Annotated in this window: 25 protein-coding genes; 10 read left to right on the top strand and 15 right to left on the bottom strand. The window is 40.9% G+C overall.

The features are described 5' to 3' along the window. Nucleotides 1-12: 12 nt before the first annotated feature. On the bottom strand, nucleotides 13-537 hold the full coding sequence (gene yjgA, locus SKA34_RS20395) for a ribosome biogenesis factor YjgA (protein WP_006647371.1): 525 nt from the start codon (nucleotides 535-537) through the stop codon (nucleotides 13-15). Nucleotides 538-650: 113 nt separating this feature from the next. Here yjgA and pmbA point away from each other — a divergent pair, with 113 nt between their 5' ends. Then, nucleotides 651-1,994, top strand: a complete 1,344-nt coding sequence (gene pmbA, locus SKA34_RS20390; protein WP_006647370.1) for a metalloprotease PmbA — start codon at nucleotides 651-653, stop codon at nucleotides 1,992-1,994. 84 nt (nucleotides 1,995-2,078) lie between these two features. On the opposite strand, the gene mgtE is transcribed toward pmbA, so the two are convergent. The 11 genes from mgtE to SKA34_RS20335 all read right to left on the bottom strand — a co-directional run bounded on the left by mgtE (nucleotide 2,079) and on the right by SKA34_RS20335 (nucleotide 11,001). Continuing rightward, complete coding sequence (gene mgtE, locus SKA34_RS20385) at nucleotides 2,079-3,440, bottom strand: magnesium transporter (protein ID WP_006647369.1); 1,362 nt, start codon at nucleotides 3,438-3,440, stop codon at nucleotides 2,079-2,081. A 289-nt stretch (nucleotides 3,441-3,729) separates the two neighbouring features. After that, nucleotides 3,730-4,002, bottom strand: coding sequence for an HPr family phosphocarrier protein (locus tag SKA34_RS20380; RefSeq protein ID WP_006647368.1), 273 nt, complete (start codon nucleotides 4,000-4,002; stop codon nucleotides 3,730-3,732). Next, nucleotides 4,002-4,850, bottom strand: coding sequence for an RNase adapter RapZ (rapZ, locus tag SKA34_RS20375; RefSeq protein ID WP_006647367.1), 849 nt, complete (start codon nucleotides 4,848-4,850; stop codon nucleotides 4,002-4,004). Before rapZ ends, SKA34_RS20380 begins: the two co-directional genes overlap by 1 nt. A gap of 39 nt (nucleotides 4,851-4,889) precedes the next feature. Further along, nucleotides 4,890-5,339, bottom strand: coding sequence for a PTS IIA-like nitrogen regulatory protein PtsN (ptsN, locus tag SKA34_RS20370; protein WP_006647366.1), 450 nt, complete (start codon nucleotides 5,337-5,339; stop codon nucleotides 4,890-4,892). A 2-nt stretch (nucleotides 5,340-5,341) separates the two neighbouring features. Next, a complete protein-coding gene (gene hpf, locus SKA34_RS20365; RefSeq protein WP_006647365.1) occupies nucleotides 5,342-5,629 on the bottom strand; it encodes a ribosome hibernation promoting factor in 288 nt (95 codons plus the stop codon). Between the two features lie 35 nt (nucleotides 5,630-5,664). Then, nucleotides 5,665-7,092, bottom strand: coding sequence for an RNA polymerase factor sigma-54 (locus SKA34_RS20360; protein WP_369750694.1), 1,428 nt, complete (start codon nucleotides 7,090-7,092; stop codon nucleotides 5,665-5,667). A 115-nt stretch (nucleotides 7,093-7,207) separates the two neighbouring features. Then, nucleotides 7,208-7,933, bottom strand: coding sequence for an LPS export ABC transporter ATP-binding protein (gene lptB, locus SKA34_RS20355; protein WP_006647363.1), 726 nt, complete (start codon nucleotides 7,931-7,933; stop codon nucleotides 7,208-7,210). Between the two features lie 9 nt (nucleotides 7,934-7,942). After that, on the bottom strand, nucleotides 7,943-8,449 hold the full coding sequence (gene lptA / locus SKA34_RS20350; RefSeq protein WP_006647362.1) for a lipopolysaccharide transport periplasmic protein LptA: 507 nt from the start codon (nucleotides 8,447-8,449) through the stop codon (nucleotides 7,943-7,945). Further along, the gene (gene lptC, locus SKA34_RS20345; RefSeq protein WP_006647361.1) at nucleotides 8,430-8,993 is read right to left on the bottom strand and encodes an LPS export ABC transporter periplasmic protein LptC; all 564 of its coding nucleotides are present in this window, start codon (nucleotides 8,991-8,993) and stop codon (nucleotides 8,430-8,432) included. Before lptC ends, lptA begins: the two co-directional genes overlap by 20 nt. Nucleotides 8,994-9,055: 62 nt before the next feature. After that, on the bottom strand, nucleotides 9,056-10,027 hold the full coding sequence (locus SKA34_RS20340; RefSeq protein WP_006647360.1) for a KpsF/GutQ family sugar-phosphate isomerase: 972 nt from the start codon (nucleotides 10,025-10,027) through the stop codon (nucleotides 9,056-9,058). 14 nt (nucleotides 10,028-10,041) lie between these two features. Further along, complete coding sequence (locus SKA34_RS20335; RefSeq protein WP_006647359.1) at nucleotides 10,042-11,001, bottom strand: calcium/sodium antiporter; 960 nt, start codon at nucleotides 10,999-11,001, stop codon at nucleotides 10,042-10,044. 521 nt (nucleotides 11,002-11,522) lie between these two features. Here SKA34_RS20335 and mlaF point away from each other — a divergent pair. The 7 genes from mlaF to murA are packed head-to-tail and all read left to right on the top strand — an operon-like array spanning nucleotide 11,523 to nucleotide 16,200. After that, nucleotides 11,523-12,323 carry a phospholipid ABC transporter ATP-binding protein MlaF gene (gene mlaF / locus SKA34_RS20330; RefSeq protein WP_006647358.1) on the top strand — a complete coding sequence of 267 codons (801 nt, stop codon included), beginning with the start codon at nucleotides 11,523-11,525 and terminating at the stop codon, nucleotides 12,321-12,323. 57 nt (nucleotides 12,324-12,380) lie between these two features. After that, nucleotides 12,381-13,163 carry a lipid asymmetry maintenance ABC transporter permease subunit MlaE gene (mlaE, locus tag SKA34_RS20325; RefSeq protein WP_006647357.1) on the top strand — a complete coding sequence of 261 codons (783 nt, stop codon included), beginning with the start codon at nucleotides 12,381-12,383 and terminating at the stop codon, nucleotides 13,161-13,163. A 57-nt stretch (nucleotides 13,164-13,220) separates the two neighbouring features. Next, complete coding sequence (mlaD, locus tag SKA34_RS20320) at nucleotides 13,221-13,700, top strand: outer membrane lipid asymmetry maintenance protein MlaD (protein ID WP_006647356.1); 480 nt, start codon at nucleotides 13,221-13,223, stop codon at nucleotides 13,698-13,700. Between the two features lie 8 nt (nucleotides 13,701-13,708). Then, nucleotides 13,709-14,344: a phospholipid-binding protein MlaC gene (mlaC, locus tag SKA34_RS20315; protein WP_006647355.1), complete on the top strand. Its 636-nt coding sequence runs from the start codon at nucleotides 13,709-13,711 to the stop codon at nucleotides 14,342-14,344. Further along, nucleotides 14,341-14,658, top strand: a complete 318-nt coding sequence (locus SKA34_RS20310) for a lipid asymmetry maintenance protein MlaB (RefSeq protein ID WP_006647354.1) — start codon at nucleotides 14,341-14,343, stop codon at nucleotides 14,656-14,658. Before mlaC ends, SKA34_RS20310 begins: the two co-directional genes overlap by 4 nt. Before the next feature lie 19 nt (nucleotides 14,659-14,677). After that, nucleotides 14,678-14,932: a BolA family iron metabolism protein IbaG gene (ibaG, locus tag SKA34_RS20305; RefSeq protein ID WP_005371165.1), complete on the top strand. Its 255-nt coding sequence runs from the start codon at nucleotides 14,678-14,680 to the stop codon at nucleotides 14,930-14,932. 11 nt (nucleotides 14,933-14,943) lie between these two features. After that, nucleotides 14,944-16,200 (top strand): UDP-N-acetylglucosamine 1-carboxyvinyltransferase, encoded by a 1,257-nt coding sequence (gene murA / locus SKA34_RS20300; protein ID WP_006647353.1) that lies wholly within the window; start codon nucleotides 14,944-14,946, stop codon nucleotides 16,198-16,200. Nucleotides 16,201-16,272: 72 nt separating this feature from the next. On the opposite strand, the gene degS is transcribed toward murA, so the two are convergent. The 3 genes from degS to zapG all read right to left on the bottom strand — a co-directional run bounded on the left by degS (nucleotide 16,273) and on the right by zapG (nucleotide 19,425). Beyond that, nucleotides 16,273-17,355: an outer membrane-stress sensor serine endopeptidase DegS gene (gene degS / locus SKA34_RS20295; RefSeq protein ID WP_006647352.1), complete on the bottom strand. Its 1,083-nt coding sequence runs from the start codon at nucleotides 17,353-17,355 to the stop codon at nucleotides 16,273-16,275. A gap of 129 nt (nucleotides 17,356-17,484) precedes the next feature. Next, entirely contained in the window at nucleotides 17,485-18,855 is a 1,371-nt protein-coding gene (locus SKA34_RS20290) for a Do family serine endopeptidase (protein ID WP_006647351.1), read from the bottom strand. 111 nt (nucleotides 18,856-18,966) lie between these two features. Beyond that, nucleotides 18,967-19,425, bottom strand: a complete 459-nt coding sequence (gene zapG / locus SKA34_RS20285; protein WP_006647350.1) for a Z-ring associated protein ZapG — start codon at nucleotides 19,423-19,425, stop codon at nucleotides 18,967-18,969. A gap of 189 nt (nucleotides 19,426-19,614) precedes the next feature. Between zapG and zapE the strand changes: the two genes are divergently transcribed. Both zapE and SKA34_RS20275 read left to right on the top strand, forming a co-directional pair. Continuing rightward, a complete protein-coding gene (gene zapE / locus SKA34_RS20280) occupies nucleotides 19,615-20,718 on the top strand; it encodes a cell division protein ZapE (RefSeq protein WP_006647349.1) in 1,104 nt (367 codons plus the stop codon). Nucleotides 20,719-20,999: 281 nt separating this feature from the next. Then, on the top strand, nucleotides 21,000-21,139 hold a 140-nt coding region (locus tag SKA34_RS20275), incomplete at its 3' end, for an uL13 family ribosomal protein (RefSeq protein WP_006647348.1).

The raw sequence follows: 21,139 nt of genomic DNA, 5'->3' as shown, positions 1-21,139 counted from the left end.
GTGAGTGATCACTTAGTCTGCTAGGTATAAAGATTTTAAATATTCGAAAATTTCACGGTAAGCCTTACCTGGCTTCTCTTGCGATTTTTCTTTTGTTGCTTGGCGAACAAGCTGGCGTAAATGTTGGCGATCAGCATCTGGGTGATCGACTAAGATAGCATTGATCATGCTATCGCCATTTTCGATTAACTTATCACGCTTTAACTCAAGCTTTTTCAGCGCAACGGTATGCTGAGAGTGCTTATTGCGTAATTTATCAAGTGCCGCTTGTATTGGTTCTAGATCCATATGACGCATCTGCTTGCCAATATATTGAAGCTGACGGCGACGTGCTTCTTTATTAAAACGCTGAGCGTCTTTAATTGCATCCATCATGTCGTCATCAAGAGGCATTTTGGCAAGTGCATTAGGCGTTAATCCAACTAACTCTTCGCCAATTTTTTGTAGCGCATCCATGTCGCGTTTCATCTCGGATTTACTTACCCAGATGATTTCTTCTTCTTCATCCCAAGGGGCTTTCTTGTTTTTACGGCTCATAATGGGCTCACTAACACTATCAATAGCTCTATTTTATCAGTTTAATAACGATTTTGGGCGTAAATTACATTATTCTATAACCAATAAGCAAAACTCTAACCTTAAGTGATTGTATGGACGTAAGAGAACAGGTAGCCCAGCAGCGTGTTGAACTGGAAGCTGCGGTTGCGAAAGCACTGGAAGTCGCCGGTAAACAAGCGGATGCCGCCGAAGTAGCCATCAACAAAACAACAGGGATAAGTGTCTCTACACGTATGTGTGATGTTGAGAATGTTGAATTTAATAGTGATGGGGCATTAGGGATCACTGTTTATCGCGGAAATCGCAAAGGCAGCGCATCAACTTCTGATTTAAGTGAATCAGCAATTGCTCAGACAGTAGCAGCAGCACTTGATATTGCTAATTACACTTCGGAAGATCCTTTTGCAGGACCTGGACCGAAAGAGTTAATGGCACGTGATATTCCTGATTTGGATTTATTCCACCCAGATGAGCCAGAACCAGATCGCGCAGCCGCGATAGCTATTGCAGCAGAAGAAGCCGCATTAGCTTATGATCCTCGAATTAAACAAAGTGATGGCGCAAGTTATGATAGCCATTACGGTGTCCGTGTTTATGGTAACAGCCACGGTATGTTGGCAAGTTATGCCTCAAGTCGTCACAGCATTAGTTGTTGTGTGATAGCCGAAGGCAAAAACGGTGAAATGGAGCGAGATTACAGTTACACCACTTCACGTTTAGCCTCTGATATGTGGACACCTGAGCATGTTGGTCGCCATGCCGCAGAGCGTACTGTAGGTCGTGTTGATGCGCAGAAACTAACAACCCGCGAAGCACCAGTGATGTTTGCTGCCGATGTCGCAACAGGATTGTTTGGTCACTTAGTAATGGGGATCAGTGGTGCTAACCTGTACCGTAAATCTTCTTTCTTAGTTGATAAGTTAGGTGAGCAAATTTTTCCCGAGTGGTTAGGTATTAGCGAGCGCCCACATATTTTACGTGGTATGGCGAGTACCCCGTTTGATAGTGAAGGTTTAGCAACTTATGATCGTGAGATCATTACTGACGGTGTGCTACAAACTTACTTACTGACTAGCTACGCTGCCCGTAAAATGAATATGCAGCCAACAGGTCATGCTGGTGGTATTCATAACTGGATGGTGAAATCAACCGGTGAGTCTTTTGAGCAAATGCTGAAGAAGATGGATCGAGGCTTATTAGTCACAGAGCTAATGGGTCAAGGTGTGAACATCGTAACGGGTGATTACTCGCGTGGCGCAGCGGGTTTCTGGGTTGAGAACGGCCAGATTCAATATCCTGTTTCTGAAATTACGATTGCCGGTAATTTAAAAGATATGATGCAGAATATTGTCGCTATTGGTAATGATACTGAAACCCGCAGTCAGATCTTAACAGGCTCGATGTTATTAGATTCAATGAAGATTGCTGGTGAGTAGTTTTTTCCATATTAAGTGAAATAAAAAGCCCGAATCATGCAGGTTCGGGCTTTTTTATTTATTCCATTACAGCAAAGGGCAGTTTTACGGTGTAATAAAGATAGTCGCAAGGCCAAGGAATACCATTAAACCGACAATATCAGTACAAGTCGTTAATGCCATACCGCCAGCTAATGCTGGATCAATCTTGAGCTTTTTCAATCCAATAGGGATCAATACACCAGCAACACCGGCGATAAATAAGTTTGCGAGCATTGCGCCGGCCATTATCGCTCCCAGCATAAAGCTGCCTTTCCAAACAACGACAACCGCACCGATAATTAACGCCCATATAAAGCCATTAATTAAACCAACACGGGCCTCTTTACTTAGTAGCCAGCGGGTGTTGGTATCACCGATGTGGCCAACGGCTAAACCACGAATAACCAGAGCTACAGTTTGGTTACCTGCGACACCACCCATTGATGGAACGATAGTCATTAATACAGCAACGGTAGCCATCTGTTGTAAAGTGTTTTCAAACATGTTGGAAACAGATGCAGCTGCTAATGCCGTTAAAACGTTAACACCGAGCCAAATACTTCGACTTTTAGCTGATTTTAAAACCGGTGCAAAGGTATCTTCATCATCATCCATACCCGCCATACTCATCATTGAGTGTTCGGCTTCTTCACGAATGAGATCGACCACATCATCGATAGTAATACGACCAAGCAATAGATTATTTTGATCAACAACTGGTGCTGAAACCCAATTACGACGTTCAAACAGATTAGCGATTTCACTGTCAGGCATATCGACTGGAATAGCTTCATCAGCATCTTCCATCACATCTTTGATTTCGATGTCAGGCTGCGTCGTAATTAGCGCTGCAAGAGACAAGTGACCAATTAAGGTTTCGTTGCTATCAACCACATATAAAGCATCTGTCGCTTCAGGTAATTCACCTCGCATTCGCAAATAACGTAAGACAACATCTGCCGTAACATCACCACGAATTGTGATGAAGTCAGTACTCATCATACCGCCAGCAGTATCCTCAGGGTACGCTAGCGCTTTCTCGATACGATGACGGTCAGTGGTATCCATTTGCGCCAGTACTTCTTGATAACGTTCATCAGGAAGACTACGCAGTACATATGCGACATCATCGCTTTCCATCCCCTCGGTCACAGCGGCCAGCTTCTCTGGCTCCATTTGCGAGACGATACCATCTTTTACATCTTCAGAAAGTTCATCAAGGATTTCACCTTGCTCTTCAGGATCGGTCAGTTGCCATAGTACTTGACGTTCTTTCGGAGGAGAGGCTTCCAATAGATGTGCAATATCTTCCGGCTCCATTTCTTGAAGGAGTCGGCGAACATGGACAAACATGCCATTTTCTAATGCAGTGTTAACTTCTTGAAGTCGTTGATGGGTTTGATCTTGTTCTAATACATCCGCCATAGGTATTAGGTCCACTTATATTTTGATGGCGCAATAAGCTGAATTTTAACGTAATCACCTAGCTTTTGTCTCACATGTTTTACGTATAATGAGCAGATTTACTCTTCTCACATCTATCACATACACAATCACTAGGTTATTTAACGGAAAGTTATCACCAGTTGCCTACAGAGTTATTAATAATAGCGATAATTGAAGCAGAATTTCAGATTTAGTTGTCAATTACAGATGAGAAAATTATTTAAAGTGTAATTGAAAAGTGAGTGGTATTGAGTCTTAAACGTAATGTTTAATTTTCTTCATCAAAGCCGGCTTCAATTAAAGCGGAGATAGCGTTAAGTGCTGATACTTCGTCTGAACCTTCAGCACTTACCATGATTTTTTGTCCTTGTGCGGAATCAAGCATTAAAAGCCCCATGACACTATCCGCAGTAGCTGATACATCAGTATTACTCAAGGTGATCACTGCGGTAAAGCTTTGTGCAAGCTCAACCAGTTTAATTGCCGCGCGTGCGTGTAAGCCGAGTCGGTTTTTAATAAATAATTCGCGTTGGACTGTCATTATTTTTCTTCTAATGTGCGGTGACGGACTTGGACTTGTTGACCTTGATGCTCAAAGTAGTCGGCAAGAGATTGTGCAATATAGACAGAACGATGTTGGCCGCCAGTACAACCAATGGCTACCGTAACATAGCTGCGGTTGTTTTTTTCAAGCATTGGTAGCCAAGTTTCGATGAAATTACGAATTTGGTAGTTGAGTTGATTTACTTCACTTTGGCTAGAAAGAAAATCTTTTACCCCTTGATCTAGCCCTGTTTGGGGTTTGAGTTCTGGTACCCAGTGAGGGTTGGGTAAAAAGCGAACATCAAATACATAATCGGCATCTGAAGGTAAACCATGCTTAAAGCCAAATGATTCAAAAACAAGAATTAGCTCTTTTGCTTCTCGGCCTAACACGCGAGCACGAACGGTTTCACTTAAATCATGAATTGATTTATTCGTTGTATCGATAACTAAATCAGCATGTTCTTTTAAATCACCTAATATGGCACTTTCAGAGGTAATCGCTTGCTCTAGTGTCATATTTTGCCGAGATAAAGGATGTAAGCGACGAGTTTCGCTATAACGTTTAACTAACTCTTTATCATCAGCATCGAGAAAAACAACGTTCACATCAACATCGTTCTCTAGTGATTTGAGAATACGCTGTATTTCATCTGGTTGCTGAGGCATGTTACGTACATCAATGCTGACTGCTATATCTTGCTCAGTATGGGCAATGTCTTTGACAAATTGCGGCAGTAGAGTAACAGGAAGATTATCGACACAGTAATAGCCGAGATCTTCAAGCACACGTAAGGCGACAGATTTTCCTGAACCAGAACGGCCACTTACAACCATTAACATCATGGTTTATTTACCTCGGTAATTGGGATATGGAGTAAAAGCTCACGATTCATCGGTAAGGATATGATACAGCTCTTGATCGCTAGTTGCATGACGAAGTTGTTTACATACTTGCTTGTTACCTAGCTTCTCAGCCATGCTTGCAAGAGTTTTTAAATGCTCTTTACATTGTTCTTCTGGTACAAACAGCGCAAACAGAAGATCAACAGGCTGATTATCAATCGCATCAAAATCAATTGGTTCTTGGCATTGAATCAGTACGGCAATGGCTTGATCGCTATTACTGATTCGCCCATGAGGGATCGCAATACCATTACCAATACCTGTAGTCCCCATCTTTTCACGATTGAGCATACATTCGAATAGTGTCTGTGGGTTTTGATCAAGATGAGCGGCTGCTATCTCACTAATGAGTTCTAGCGCGCGCTTTTTGCTGGAGCAAGGGACTGCACTTTTAGTGCAGTCCAGGCTCAATACATGACTAAGTTGCATAGTTAGTGGCTGTTGAGCTTATCTTTGTGTTTGTTTAATTGACGGACGAGTTTATCAGTCAATTCATCAATCGCAGCATACATATTTTCAGAATCCGCTTTTGCGTGGATTTCCCCTGAGTTAATGTGTAGCGTAGCTTCAGCTATCTGTTGAAGCTTTTCAACATTAAGAATAACTTGGACATTGTTTATTTTATCGAAGAAGCGCTCAAGTTTTTCAAACTTGGTCGTGACATATTCACGAAGAGAATCGGTTACATCAACATGGTGCCCTGTAATATTGATTTGCATAGACATCTTCCTTTTGTTGGATCTGACCTGTTAATCTAGATCAGACGTTTTCGCTGATTCGACGGCGGAATACCTAAGGATTCACGGTATTTAGCGATAGTTCGCCTTGCTACCATAATGCCTTGCTCGGCTAATAGTGTCGCAATTTTGCTGTCACTTAATGGCTTCGCTTGGTTTTCTGCTGCAACAAGTTTCTTCACCAGTGCGCGGATTGCAGTAGACGAGCATTCGCCACCGTTATCCGTACTGACATGACTTGAGAAGAAGTATTTCAATTCAAAAATACCTCGAGGTGTATGCATGTATTTTTGCGTTGTGACTCGAGATATGGTGGATTCATGCATTTCTACGGCAAGGGCGATATCATTTAATACCATAGGTTTCATCGCCTCTTCGCCATATTCAAAGAAGTCTTGCTGATGTTCGACAATGCAGCGAGCGACTTTGAGTAATGTTTCATTTCGACTTTCTAAGCTTTTTATTAGCCATTTAGCATCTTGCAGATGTGTACGAATAAATTGGCTATCAGCACTATTACGGGTATTTTTACTCAATGCAGCGTATTGTTCATTCACTTTAATACGTGGCACGCTGTCAGGGTTGATAGTGACGACCCATTTTCCGTGATCTTTAAACACTGATACATCTGGCACCACATATTCGGTGTCTGAATGAATAACGCGATTGCCTGGACGAGGATCGAGCGAATGGATCAACGCCATTACGGCTTTTAAATCGGCTTCTTTTAGTTTTGTTTCACGCATGAGCTGTCGATAATCACGATTGCCTAAAAGAGCAATATGATCAGACAGTAGCATTTGGGCTTCAGTGAGCCACTGGGTATCTTTTGGGTAGGTAGCCAGTTGAAGTAATAAACATTCTTGTAAATTGCGAGAAGCTACACCGAGAGGATCAAATTGTTGTACGCGTTTTAATACCGCTTCAACTTCATCTAGCTCAAGTTCATCATCATCAAAACTTTCTAGAATATCTTCTGCAGAGCAGGATAAATATCCTTTTTCATCAACGGCATCAATGATAGCCGTCGCTATGGCAAGATCAGTTTCACTAAACGGGGTTAGCTGGACTTGCCACATTAGATAATCTTGTAACGATTCCGTGGTTTCCCCTTGATAGACCGGAAAATCGTCGTCAAGTGCAATGCCTGTACTGCCTGTTCCTGCGCTATAAACATCATCCCAAGTCGTATCGACGGGAAGTTCTTCTGGCATTTCATTGTTATCGATGACATCGGCGGTATCAAAGCTTTCAATATCATCAATATTGTCAGAGCTATCGTCTGTTGAAGATTCTGTCGCAGCTTTATCATCGTTTGTCGAAAGATCTTCATTTTCTTCCAGCTCTAGCAGTGGATTTCCATCTAGGGCTTCTTGAATTTCCTGTTGGAGATCCAAAGTAGATAACTGCAGCAGGCGAATAGCTTGCTGTAGCTGCGGCGTCATGGCCAGTTGTTGGCCTAGCTTAAGCTGGAGCGAAGTTTTCATTAACGTAGATATACCTTGTCGTTATTATTTTTATACTGTGGCTTTTTCTTCAATAGCAGACCTATTTAATGTGTTATAAACGGAATTGGTCACCTAGGTAAACGCGCTTAACATGTTCATCGTTTAGAACATGTTCAGGTGTGCCGTTAGCGATTAACTGTCCCTGACTTACGATATACGCATGTTCACAGACATCAAGTGTTTCCCTTACATTATGGTCTGTTATTAAGACGCCAAGCCCACGATCACGTAAATGTTCAATGATCTTTTTGATGTCGATCACAGAGATGGGGTCAACACCAGCAAATGGCTCATCAAGTAAAATAAATTTAGGGTTTGCGGCTAATGCTCGTGCAATTTCAACACGTCGTCGCTCCCCACCTGATAATGATTGACCAAGATTGTTACGGATATGTTGGATGTTAAACTCATCCAATAAATCTTCTGCTTTATCTTGGCGCTCTTCTTTCGTTAACTCTTTGCGCGTCTGGAGTACCGCCATCAAGTTATCATAAACGCTTAAGCGGCGGAAAATCGATGCTTCTTGAGGTAAATAACCGATACCCATACGTGAACGGTTATGCATGGGTTGTAGGCTGATATCGTTACCATCAATGGTGATCACACCTTCATCTCGTGCAACTAAACCTACAATCATGTAAAACGATGTCGTTTTACCTGCACCGTTAGGCCCTAATAGGCCGACGATTTTTCCAGATTCAACCTCAAGGCTAACATCAGAAACAACTTTACGTCCGTTATAGCTTTTTGCGAGGTGTTCTGCTTTTAGAATAGCCATAGATACTGTTTATTTCTTGTTATTGTTCAATTGATTTGGTTGGATGACAGTAGTTACGCGTTGCTTATCGCCACTTTGAGCTACCAAACGCTGCTTATTAATATCATAAGTGATGACATTACCTTTCATTTCAGTACCATCCTGATTTAATACAGCTTTGTCTGTCATTTTCAAAAATTCTGTTTTTGTTTCATAGCGCATTTTTAATGCTTCGCCATCAATAGGCTTACCATCATCCATAATTTGATGGAAGGTGGCAGGCTTACCATAAGCAATAATAGTTTGCTCTTTTGCATTGCTATTTGGGCGCGTTACAACAACTTTATCAGCATGAATATCAATTGTGCCCTGACGTAATCTTACATCACCAGTAAAAGTTGCAATGTTATTTTGTACATCAAGTTCTTGGCTATTGGAGCTGATGTTAATAGGTTGTTTAGTATCACTTTTTAATGCCCAAGACGATGTGCTAACACATAGTAAGCATAGTAGAGCACTAGTTTTCAGTCGGTTCATATCTACTTTTCACATTTTTTAAGAGTTTAGCGACTTTACGTTTCATATTACCCATCATACCATCACCTTGGTTTTGGAAGGCGGGTCCTGTAATCATCACATGGTCTTGAGTATTAAAATCTTGAGTTTCAATATTCAATTGCAAGTTATCTGTTTTGATCACTTGGATGTCTGAATCAGGTAATAAGTTAAACATGCGAACATTGCCATGAAGGTTCAGTACATTATTTTTATCTAAAATAGCGGTATCGGAACTGATCCGCCATTCTGCATTTTTACCTTCTTTAAACACCCATAATACAGGTTTTATAAAATCGGTCTCACCACTTTTCTCAAAGTATTCAAGATGATCTGAATCGATTTGATAACTACGAATACCAGAGAGATCAAAGGTTGTATTACTGATGTCGTTACCAATGAACATAGGCTTTTCGTCATCAGGCTTTACTTGATGATCTTTTTGCCACAGTTGTTCAAGTTGGTTGTAGCCTAACCATGCACAAAATATTACCAGAAGTACATAGAGTAGCCTTTTTAAAGTCATAGACTTAAGCCTTTATCATGTTTCATTGTTCTAATTCGTTACGCGTTATACTGAGTATGCTACTACATCACGCCTGCTTTTAATAAATCATGCATGTTTAATGCACCAACCAGTTGAGAGTTTTCAGTCACAAGCAACCCGTTGATTTTACGATCTTCCATTATCTTTAACCCTTCAGCTGCGAGCAGTTGAGGGGAAATCGTCTGCGGGTTACAAGACATCACATTACCGATATTCGTATTATGAATATCAACATGGTTATCGAGTAAACGACGTAAATCACCATCGGTAAATATTCCGCTAAGCTGTTGCTTATTATTAACGATAGCCGTCATCCCTAAGCCTTTTTGGGATATTTCTAGCAAGGCATCTTTAATGCTGGCTGTTTCTTCAATAATAGGCAGCATTTTACCGGTATGCATGACATCTGCGATACGCATTAATAATTTTCGTCCAAGAGCTCCTCCGGGATGAGACAAAGCAAAATCATCAGCAGTAAATCCACGCGCTTCCATAACTGAAATCGCTAATGCATCACCCATCACAAGTGTTGCTGTCGTACTCGAGGTTGGCGCTAGGTTTAAGGGGCAAGCTTCTTTTTCTACAGTGATTTGTAAGTTTATAATTGCCATTTTTGCCATACTGGACGTAGGTTTGCCTGTCATGCTGATCATGGGAATACCTAATCGTTTAATGACAGGTAATAACGCCAAAATTTCAGATGCTTCACCAGAGTTAGAAATTGCGATCACAACATCTTCATGTTTGATCATGCCTAAATCACCATGGCTTGCCTCACCAGGATGAACGAAAAAGGCAGGTGTACCAGTACTCGCAAGGGTTGCTGCTAGTTTTCTACCAATATGGCCCGATTTACCCATTCCCATCACAATGACTTTTCCTTCGCAATCGAGTACCAGCTGACAGGCTTTATTAAAGCTATCATCAATATATCGACTGATGTTTTGTAGTGCTTGAATTTCAATATTCAGCACTTTTTTGCCATGGCTACAAAAGTCAAAGGAGCGAGACATCTGATTATTCTCCATTATGCGGAAATATTTAAGAATAGGTAAGCTTGGTAAGCTATAAAGCACAGTACCAAAATACCACCTTCAACACGATTGATTCGACGACGTTTACCTAGTGCCATTAATAATAACAATACCGACAGTCCGAGCATGACATAAAAATCACGCCCCATCGCGAGAGGGCTTAATACTGATGGATTCAGCAGTCCTGGTATACCCATTACCGCTAAAATATTAAAGACATTAGAGCCGATGATATTACCTACTGCCATATCATCTTCACCCTTGTAAATACTCGCGATAGAAGCGGCAAGCTCAGGCAAACTGGTACCAATAGCAATGATCGTTAAACCAATCACTAAGTCACTCATACCGTAGTGTTTAGCAATAACAACGGCTGACTCTACAACCATATCTGATGAATAAAGCAGTAAACCTAAACCAATAAAGACCCAGATAATGGCTGATGAGTTTTTAACGCCCGTTGGGATCTCTGCTTCTTGCTCTTCAACGAGAGGATCGTTTTTGCTCGACTTGCTGATTTTTAACATCGCAAGTAAAAACAGGACAAAAAGCACGGCAAGAAAAACGCCTTCCATTCGGCCTAAATAATTATCCCATAGCAAGAGGCCGGCAATAACGGTCACGCCTAACATTAGCGGTAATTCACGGCGAATAATGGTTGAACCGATCGACAGTGGCTTCAACATTGCCGTTATACCTAAAATAAGTGCAATATTGGCGATATTAGAACCAAGTACATTACCTACCGCTGTATCGGTTTTACCTGCAAGTGCTGCGGTCGCTGAAACCATCATTTCTGGTGCCGAAGAGCCCATTGCCAGTATTGTCATACCGATAACAAGCGGCGCAACACCAAAATTTTTAGCCAGTGCAGCAGCGCCATATACCAATCGATCGGCACTCCATACTAATAACACTAACCCTACACAGAGCAATACAATGGCTTCGAGCATTCTAATCCCTTTTAAAAATGGCATGTTAAAAACGAGTACAGTAAATCCAGCGTTGAATCGCTTTTGATATTAGGGAGTGATTTTGACGGTTAGCAAAGCAAAAGGGAAGTATAACAAATGACTAATTCTCTCTATTATGAACATTTATGAGGAAAAATAACAATCACGGTGAATTTGTCATGGTGGATTGTAAAACCTCACTATTTTTGATGGCTGATATGATATTTGAATAGTGTTCAATTGTTAGGTTAAAATAACATATAGAGAAAGTTAATAAGAATCGTTATACAAGTATTTGGTGTGTGAAATAGCAGCAATATGCCTTAACACTGTAGCAAGAGATGAGATATGAACCGACTAACTTGAGTTGATGTTTTATTCTCCTTATTATCCTCAGCTATAATAGTTTTCACGCGATAAATATGATTTTTTCTTGTGGTTAAGTCATAATTTACTGATTTTAAATAATAATTAGTGTTTTTTATGAGAAGTTACCAGTAATTAGAGGCAAATACGAAGCAATGGCTAAAAGCGATATACTGATTTCGATTAAAAACCTAACATTTTCTCGTGGTGAACGATTCATTTTTGATGATATTTCCCTTGATGTGCCACGAGGAAAAGTAACAGCAATCATGGGGCCTTCAGGAATAGGTAAAACAACATTATTGCGTTTGATTGGCGGTCAAATTGCGCCAGATAAAGGCGAAGTATGGTTTGATGAGTGGAATATCCCAACCTTAAAACGCAGTGATTTATATCAAGCACGTAAACGAATGAGTATGTTGTTTCAATCGGGCGCACTTTTTACTGATATGAACGTTTTCGACAATATTGCATTTCCGTTGCGAGAACATACTAATTTACCTGAAGATTTATTACGTAGTTTAGTGTTATTGAAATTAGAAGCCGTAGGGTTACGTGGCGCGGCACAGTTGATGCCGAATGAGTTATCTGGTGGCATGGCACGTCGAGCTGCCTTAGCTCGTGCAATTGCTTTGGATCCTGAGTTAATGATGTATGACGAACCTTTTGTGGGACAAGATCCCATTACGATGGGGGTGTTAGTGCAATTAATCAGTAGCCTCAATAAAGCATTAGGCATGACATCTGTGGTTGTTTCTCATGATGTACCCGAAGTGATGAGTATCGCTGATCATGTTTATTTACTATCAGGTGGTAAAATTATTGGCAGTGGTAGCCCTCAAGAATTACGAGAAAACCCTGATCCTCGCGTACGTCAGTTCTTAGATGGCGATGCTGATGGTCCCGTTCCTTTTAAGTTTCCAGCGCAGCCATTAGAGCAAGATTTATTTGGTTAAGCGTTATTCATGATGCGCGTCATGCGCATCTGTTATTTGATGGATTACGAGCAAAAAATGATTGTTGATGCGATAGCCCATTTAGGGCGAAGTGGTATTGAAAAATGCCAAACAATGGGACGAGCAACGTTAATGTTGTTTGGCGCATTGGTGAGTAAGCCTCAGCCAAGAAAAATGTTTCCGTTATTAATAAAGCAACTGTATTCAGTTGGTGTTTTATCAATCGCGATTATTATTGTTTCTGGTTTGTTTATCGGCATGGTATTGAGTTTACAAGGTTACCTTGTACTGGCAGGCTTTGGTGCCGAAACGAGCTTAGGACAAATGGTTGCATTGTCTTTACTTCGCGAATTAGGTCCAGTTGTGACAGCGTTATTATTTGCTGGGCGAGCAGGCTCTGCACTTACCGCTGAAATAGGTTTAATGAAAGCGACAGAACAGCTTTCAAGTATGGAAATGATGGCGGTTGATCCGCTTCGTCGAGTGATTGCGCCACGCTTTTGGGCTGGAGTTATCTCAATGCCATTATTAGCGCTGATGTTTAGTGTTGTTGGTTTATGGGGGGCGCAAGTTGTTGGCGTTGACTGGAAAGGGATTGATTACGGTAGTTTCTGGTCGGTCATGCAATCTTCAGTGAACTTTAGTTATGACATAGGGAACAGCATTATTAAGGCTGTTGCTTTTGCGATAACAGTAACCTGGATTGCGGTATTTAATGGTTATGATGCCGTTCCTACTTCTGAAGGGATCAGCCGAGCAACGACACGAACGGTGGTGAATTCATCATTGGCCGTATTGGGCTTAGATTTTATTTTGACTGCACTTATGTTTGGTAGCTAATTCATAAAGAAACCAACATGACCTTAGTGTGACAAAACAAATTAAATGGATAAAAGCATGCAACAAAATAAACGTTTAGAACTGTGGGTTGGCATTTTTATGTTAGCCGGAATTGCAGCATTATTAGTGTTAGCTTTCAAAGTTGCTAATTTACAAAACTTTGGTAGTAATGAAAGTTACACATTAAAAGCCCATTTCGATAATATCGGTGGTTTAAAAGTACGCTCTCCTGTGAAGGTAGGTGGTGTAACCGTTGGTGAAGTAACTGCTATTAACCTTGATAAAGAAACCTACATTCCGATGGTTACGTTATCGATTAACAAAAAATTTGGTTATTTCCCTGAAACTAGCTCGGCTTCAATTTTAACATCTGGCCTTTTAGGTGAGCAATATTTAGGTATTTCCCCTGGATTTGTTGATGACGATGTCGAGATGCTACATAACGGCGATCTTATTGAAGACACGAAATCTGCGTTAGTATTAGAAGATATGATAGGCCAAGTGCTATATAGCATTGGCGGTGACAAAAAAGACTAGGAGCACCTATGAAATTTTTACGATGCCTAATGCTGGCTTTTCTTGCCCTACCGATGTTGGTGCAGGCTGCAACGGTCGATCAGACAAATCCATATACTATGATGGATAAAGTTTCTGTTCAGTTATTTAAAACTTTAAAAGCAGATCAACCTAAGATCCAAGCAAACCCAGAAGAGTTACGAATTATTGTTAAAAAAGAGCTATTGCCTTATATCAATACACGTTACGCCGCTTATAAAGTACTGGGTTCAAATTTAAAGAAAACCACCGCAGATCAACGCGATGCGTTCACGGAAGCGTTCACTGAATATTTGGTAGCATCTTATGCTCAGGTATTAACACAGTATACCGATCAGAAAATTCAGATAGAGCCAGCTAAAGCGGTTCCTGCTGATCGCAGTATCGTGTCAGTACGTGTTGATATTGTTGATAATCAACGCCCACCTATTCGTCTTGATTTTAAGCTTCGTTTGAATAAAAAGACAAAAGAATGGCAAGGATTTGACATGGTTGCTGAAGGAGTCAGTATGATTTCGACTAAGCAAAGCGAGTGGAGTGGTGAGCTTCGCACTAAGGGAATTGATGCAGTAACGCAAAACCTACGCGATCTTGCTGCCAAGCCAATTAAGATCGAGAAAAAATGATCATGTCTGAGGATAGGATCAAATGGCAGGCTCTCGGTAATGACCAATATAGCTTGTCAGGTTGTTTAGAACGTGACACAGTGCCAGCTTTTTGGCGACGTAGAAATGAGTGGGTACCTGATTCAAATAAGGTATTGCTCGATCTAGGTGGCTTGAGTCGAGTAGACTCAGCTGGCATGGTGATGTTATTGCATCTTCACCAGCAATTAAGCAGCGCAGGATGTGACTTCACCCTGCTTAATGTGCCCGAGCAACTAAAAACATTGTTACGCTTGAGCCATGTTGAACCCATTTTAGCAGCTTGCATGAAGTGAGTTGTAGAGAGGATAGCTTGTGGAAATCTCCGAGATTAAACAAATTCTAGAAAATGCCTTAGATCTTGATGAAGTGATTGTTAAAGGTGAAGGTAGTCACTACGAAGTTATTGCAGTGAGTACTATTTTTGACGGCATGAGCCGAGTGAAAAAACAACAAACTATTTATGGTCCGTTGATGGATCGAATTGCAGCAAACGACATTCACGCATTAAGTATCAAAACGTATACACCTGAAGAATGGATGCGTGATAAAAAGCTAATGTCGTTATAACGAGGTAAATGATGCAGAAGTTTCGTATTCAGGGCGGTGGTCCACTAAGCGGTGAAGTGTCAATTTCTGGCGCTAAGAATGCAGCATTGCCGATTTTATTCGCCGCTTTGCTTGCTGAAGAGCCTGTAGAAATTGCAAATGTTCCAAAATTACGTGATATCGATACGACAATGGAACTACTTTCTCGTTTAGGCGTAAAAGTATCACGTAATGGCTCAGTTCATATCGATGCTAGTGATGTGAATGAGTTTTGTGCACCTTATGATTTAGTGAAAACGATGCGTGCTTCAATCTGGGCACTCGGCCCATTGGTTGCTCGTTTTGGTCAAGGTCAAGTTTCACTGCCTGGTGGTTGTGCGATTGGCGCTCGTCCTGTTGATCTTCATATTGTAGGTTTAGAGCAATTAGGCGCAACAATCACGCTTGATGAAGGCTACGTGAAAGCGAGTGTTGATGGTCGTCTGAAAGGCGCACATATCGTGATGGATAAAGTCAGTGTTGGTGCGACAGTAACGATTATGTCAGCAGCAACATTGGCTGAAGGTACAACTGTTATTGAAAATGCAGCCCGTGAGCCTGAAATTGAAGATACAGCCGCATTTCTAAATGCACTTGGCGCGAAAATTTCAGGTGCTGGTACTGCAACCATTACCATTGAAGGCGTTGAGCGTCTTGGTGGTGGTTACCACGAAGTAGTTGCTGACCGTATTGAAACGGGAACTTTCCTTGTTGCTGCTGCTGTTTCTGGTGGCAAGATTATGTGTCGTAATACCAAACCTGAATTAATGGAAGCAGTATTAGCAAAGCTTGAAGAAGCAGGCGCATTGGTTGAGACTGGTGAAGACTGGATTAGCCTTGATATGACGGAGCGTGAGCTGAAAGCCGTTAATATTCGTACTGCACCGCATCCGGGTTTTCCAACCGACATGCAAGCACAATTCTCACTATTGAATCTGATGGCAAAAGGCACGGGTATTATCACTGAAACGATTTTTGAAAACCGTTTTATGCATATTCCAGAACTTATCCGTATGGGTGCTCACGCGGAGGTTGAAGGTAATACTGTAATTTGCGGTGATACTGAAGGCTTAAGTGGTGCACAAGTAATGGCAACAGATTTACGAGCATCAGCCAGCCTTGTTATTGCTGGTAGCATCGCAAAGGGTGAGACGATTGTTGATCGTATTTACCATATTGATCGTGGTTACGAATTTATCGAAGAAAAATTCAGCGCGTTAGGTATGAATATCGAACGTATCTCTGAATAACTTTTTTAGTAGATAGTAAAAAAACGCCTCACAAAATGTGAGGCGTTTTTTTATACAGGTATTCAGCTAAATTTATCGCATCGGTTTGTTTAAATAATCAGGCCTGTTGGCAACGACTATCGGTATTAAAATTGGTTTACCATTTCGAATAATCTTTATTTTGATCTTAGTTCCTGGGCGTATATCAGTGATTATATCGTTAACGCTTTGTACGTTTGGAACTTGCTTACCTGCAATTTCAATTACAATATCATTTTTTTGAATACCGACTTTGGAAGCAGGACTATTTGGATCTACCTCTTGTACAATAATACCGTTGACTTGCGTTATATCATAAAGTCTTGCCATTACTGGGCTTATTGATTTCCCTTGAATACCAATCCAGCCTCGAATAACTCGACCATCTGCAATCAGCTTTTTCATGATTTTTATTGTTAAGTGATAAGGTATGGCAAAGGAAATACCTGTGGTCTCAATATTCGTTGATTGTTGAAAAACGGCGGTGTTAATGCCCACTAACTCTCCGCGAGTATTAACTAATGCACCACCAGAATTGCCTTCGTTAATTGCTGCATCAGTTTGTAAAAAGTCTTGTGGGCCATAGATACTCAAGCCTGAGCGTCCTTTAGCGGAAATAATCCCTGATGTAGTTGATTGTCCGAGATTGTAAGGATTACCGATAGCGAGAACAACATCTCCAATTGTTGCCCTATAATCAGAGTTAACTGGGATTACCGGTAAATTATCAGCATTAATTTTTAACACTGCGAGATCGGTAAGCTGATCTAAACCAATTCGCTGTGCACTAAAAATACGGCCATCTTGGAGTGCGACAATGACTTGATCTGCATTGGCGACAACGTGATAGTTCGTCACTATATAGCCTTTATCACTCATGATCACTCCCGACCCTAACCCTTGAGTGATTAACTCTGGTTCTGGCCGTGATTCATTATTTTCATAGCGGCGGTTATAAATATTCACAACCGCAGGCGAAGCGCGTTTAACTGCGTAGTTATATGATAAAGGGGCGGGCGCATCGTCTAATTGGGGTAAAGACACCGTTGATGATGGACGTAAACTTGGTACAGCAACTAGTACAACGCATGCTGTGATAAGGCCGAGCAGAATTGAACGACCAAGAAAAGCCAACATCAAGAGTCCTTAAAATAATAAAGAGAGTGGATGGCAAGAAGAATACCACTCCTTCTTATAGAGACCAATAATAAAGTCAGAGCACCGCTTCACCCTGACTATATTTGAAGGTTAATAATAAACGTATTGTTATCTAATAATCAGATACAGGACGTTGTTATCACGTTTAACTTCCATCGCAAGCACATTAGGTTTTGCTTCAAGTGCTTTACGAAGTTCACCAAGGTTCTTTATCTTATTACGGTTAAGACCAATAATAATGTCACCTTTTTGTAGGCCATAACGTGCAGCGATAGATCGCTCGTCAAGCTTTAATACCTTAACCCCTTTGACTTTATCGCCAGCAACAGTATTGGTAAATTCAGCACCGGCTAGGCTAGGGTGAAGATTATCAGCCTTTACTTTATTTTCACTTGCTGCTTTTAAGGTCACATTAACGGTTTGCTTTTTGCCATCGCGAATAATACCTAAAGTTAGCGCCTTACCTGCGCCCATAGTCGCAATTTTCGCTCTTAACTCACTGAAGGTACGGATAGGGTTTCCGTTCACTTCGGTAATGATATCTCCTGCTTTCAGTCCTGCTTTTTCAGCAGAAGATTTAGGCATGACTTGGTTGACAAATGCACCGTGGTTAGTTGAATAACCGAAGGTTTTAGCAAGCTCTGCAGTTAATTCACCACCTTGAACACCCAAAATTCCGCGTTTGACTTGACCAAATTCTAAGATTTGATCAGTTAAGCTTTTCACCATATTAGAGGGAATAGCAAAGCCAATACCGACATTACCGCCATTAGGGCCCAAAATCGCGGTGTTTATACCAATGAGTTCACCATTAAGATTAACTAATGCACCGCCTGAGTTACCGCTATTGATTGCAGCATCGGTTTGAATAAAGTTTTCAAAGTTCTCGATATTTAAGCCACTACGACCCAGTGCCGAGACAATCCCTGATGTTACCGTTTGACCTAAACCAAATGGGTTACCAATTGCGACAGCAAAATCACCGACACGTAATTTATCTGAGTTCGCCAGTTTTACTTCAGTTAAGTTTTCTGGTTTGTCTATCTGTAGTAATGCAATATCTGACATGCTATCGCTACCAATAAGTTTGGCATCGATTTCGCGTCCATAAAAAAGTTGAACACTGATTTTATCTGCGCCATCAATTACATGATGGTTAGTGACGATATAGCCTTTCTTTGCATCAACAATAACCCCAGAGCCTAAACCTCTAAATGGCCGCTCTTGGACTTGCTCTGAAGGAAAGTCTGGACCAAAAAAATAACGGAAAGATTCAGGTAAACGCTGCTTAGAAACATGCTTACCTTCAACGGCAATACTAACAACCGCGGGTGTGACTTGCTCCAACATTGGCGCAAGGCTTGGCATGGGTTGGCTATCAACAGAGGTGGGTAATGCAGCCGTTGCCGTTACTGGGGTAATAGCAGAACTGATACCTAATGCTAACGCAGTAATAACAAGAAAAGGCTTTTTAATCATTATTAGACTCCAGTTTACAAGTAAAATTAAGACCTATAAAAAGAAGTCAAAGTTCACTTTCACTCACTATTTTACGAATAAACAGCAAGTGGAAGTGAATAAATGTGACAGTTAACTCGCTTTTGGCTCTGCATGTAGCTGAGCTTTTTCTTCTTCTGTTACTGCGGTGTTTTCACCTTTAAATAGCCCTGTTGCGCCATTGGCATAATCGCGCGGTGCTTGCTCAACACTTTCATCATCTTTGGGAGCGTCTTTCACCGCTTCTAAACTAGTGATGCGTTTTGCAAAAGGATTATCTTGTGCTGGAAGGTTTGGCATTAACTCTGTCGAGGTCTTCGCCATATGCTCATAAAGTTTACTGTAATCTTTAGCAACATTGTCGAGTAAATCAGCACTGCGAGCGAAGTGATCAACGAGTTCTTGGCGAAATTGTTCAAGCTCGTACTTTGATTTATCAAGCTCTTTTTTAAGTGTTTTTTGCTGTTTTACACTTTTGTTTGTTAGACGAACAGCAAGTGCACCAATTAAGATCCCTGCTAAAAATATAATAATGGCCCAAGTCATGGTCATGAATAAACTCCTTGTGACTTATACGTATATACGAATATTCGTGTATCAATGTTTATCAACGATGGCTGTCACGTTACTATACCGTGAGGTTAAGCGACATGATACTCAATAAATATGATGTAAGAGTTATGTAATGGCTCTGCCTCTCATAATTAGAGATAACTCACGGATGTAATAGGTAAGGTTAGTATGACGCCACTAGAAAAGTATCAACTTGATTTACAGAAAACGGATTTTTTTGCAGATCCTGCACAAGCGAGTGCTGTTTCCCATCTTGATAATTTATACCATCGCATATTGGCGCCTAAACCTGAGCCTAAACTGTCTTTCATCCAACGTTATTTTAAACCCAATTCAACCCAAGCAGATATTGTGCCAGTGAAAGGATTATATTTTTGGGGTGGGGTAGGGCGAGGTAAAACTTACCTTGTTGATACTTTTTATGACTGTTTACCACTAGAACGTAAAACACGTATGCACTTTCACCGATTTATGCATCGTGTACATCATGAATTAAAAAAATTAGGTGGGGTTGAAAATCCACTTGAACATGTTGCTGATACATTTAAACAAGAAACAGACATTATCTGTTTTGATGAGTTCTTTGTTTCTGATATTACCGATGCAATGATTTTAGGTACCTTGCTTGAAGCGTTATTTAAGCGGGGGATTAGTTTAGTCGCGACATCGAATATTCCACCACCAGAGTTATATCGAAATGGTTTGCAACGTGCACGATTTTTACCAGCGATCGCATTGATAGAACAGCATTGTGAGATAGTGAATGTTGATGCTGGCATTGATTATCGCTTGCGTACATTAGAACAAGCTGAGATTTATCATTACCCATTAGATGAATGTGCAACAGAGAATTTAAAACATTATTTCGAACAGTTAACCTCAGAGCCTCGTAATCAGCAAATAATGATTACGATTAATGCCCGGCAATTGATGGTTCAGCGAGAAGCGGATGGTGTCGTGCAGTTCAGCTTTAACCAGCTATGTCAAACGTCCCGAAGCCAAAATGATTACATGGAAATAGCGCATGTCTATCATACGGTTATTCTGTCTGATGTACCGCAAATAACGGGACAGGAAGACGATGCGGCACGGCGCTTTATTGCTATGGTTGATGAGTTCTATGAGCGAAATGTTACTTTGATTATCTCAGCGGCGGTACCTCTTGAGCAACTTTATCAACAAGGGCGATTAACCTTTGAATTTAAAAGATGTTGTTCTCGCTTAATCGAAATGCAAAGCCATGATTACTTGGCAAAGCCACATTTAGCTTAGAAATCGTTTGTTAACGGATATCGTATTTAACGATAATCAGGATTTATCGACTGCTTTTGCCCTAAATTGCAGCTAATAAGAAAAAAAGACATTTTTTTTTAGGAAAAGAGGTGATTTTTTCCTCACCCTTCCCTATAATCTTGCGACCCACCGTACCTGTGAAGGCGAAAGCCTGGAGTGCCAACCACTCGAAGGGGTGATGACTGGGCTCTTATACAGAGGGATCATCTTTTGATGGTTCTAGTAAGTGAAACTATTTAAATTATTGGGTATTAATTAGCATGAAAACTTTCGTTGCTAAACCAGAAACTGTAAAACGTGACTGGTATGTTGTTGACGCTGAAGGTAAAACTCTAGGTCGTCTTGCAACTGAAATCGCTTCTCGTCTACGTGGTAAGCATAAGCCGGAGTACACTCCACA

Origin of the sequence: Photobacterium sp. SKA34 (assembly GCF_000153325.1) — a bacterium.
Classification (GTDB): Bacteria; Pseudomonadota; Gammaproteobacteria; order Enterobacterales; family Vibrionaceae; genus Photobacterium.
This window is presented reverse-complemented; position numbering and strand designations above follow the sequence as displayed.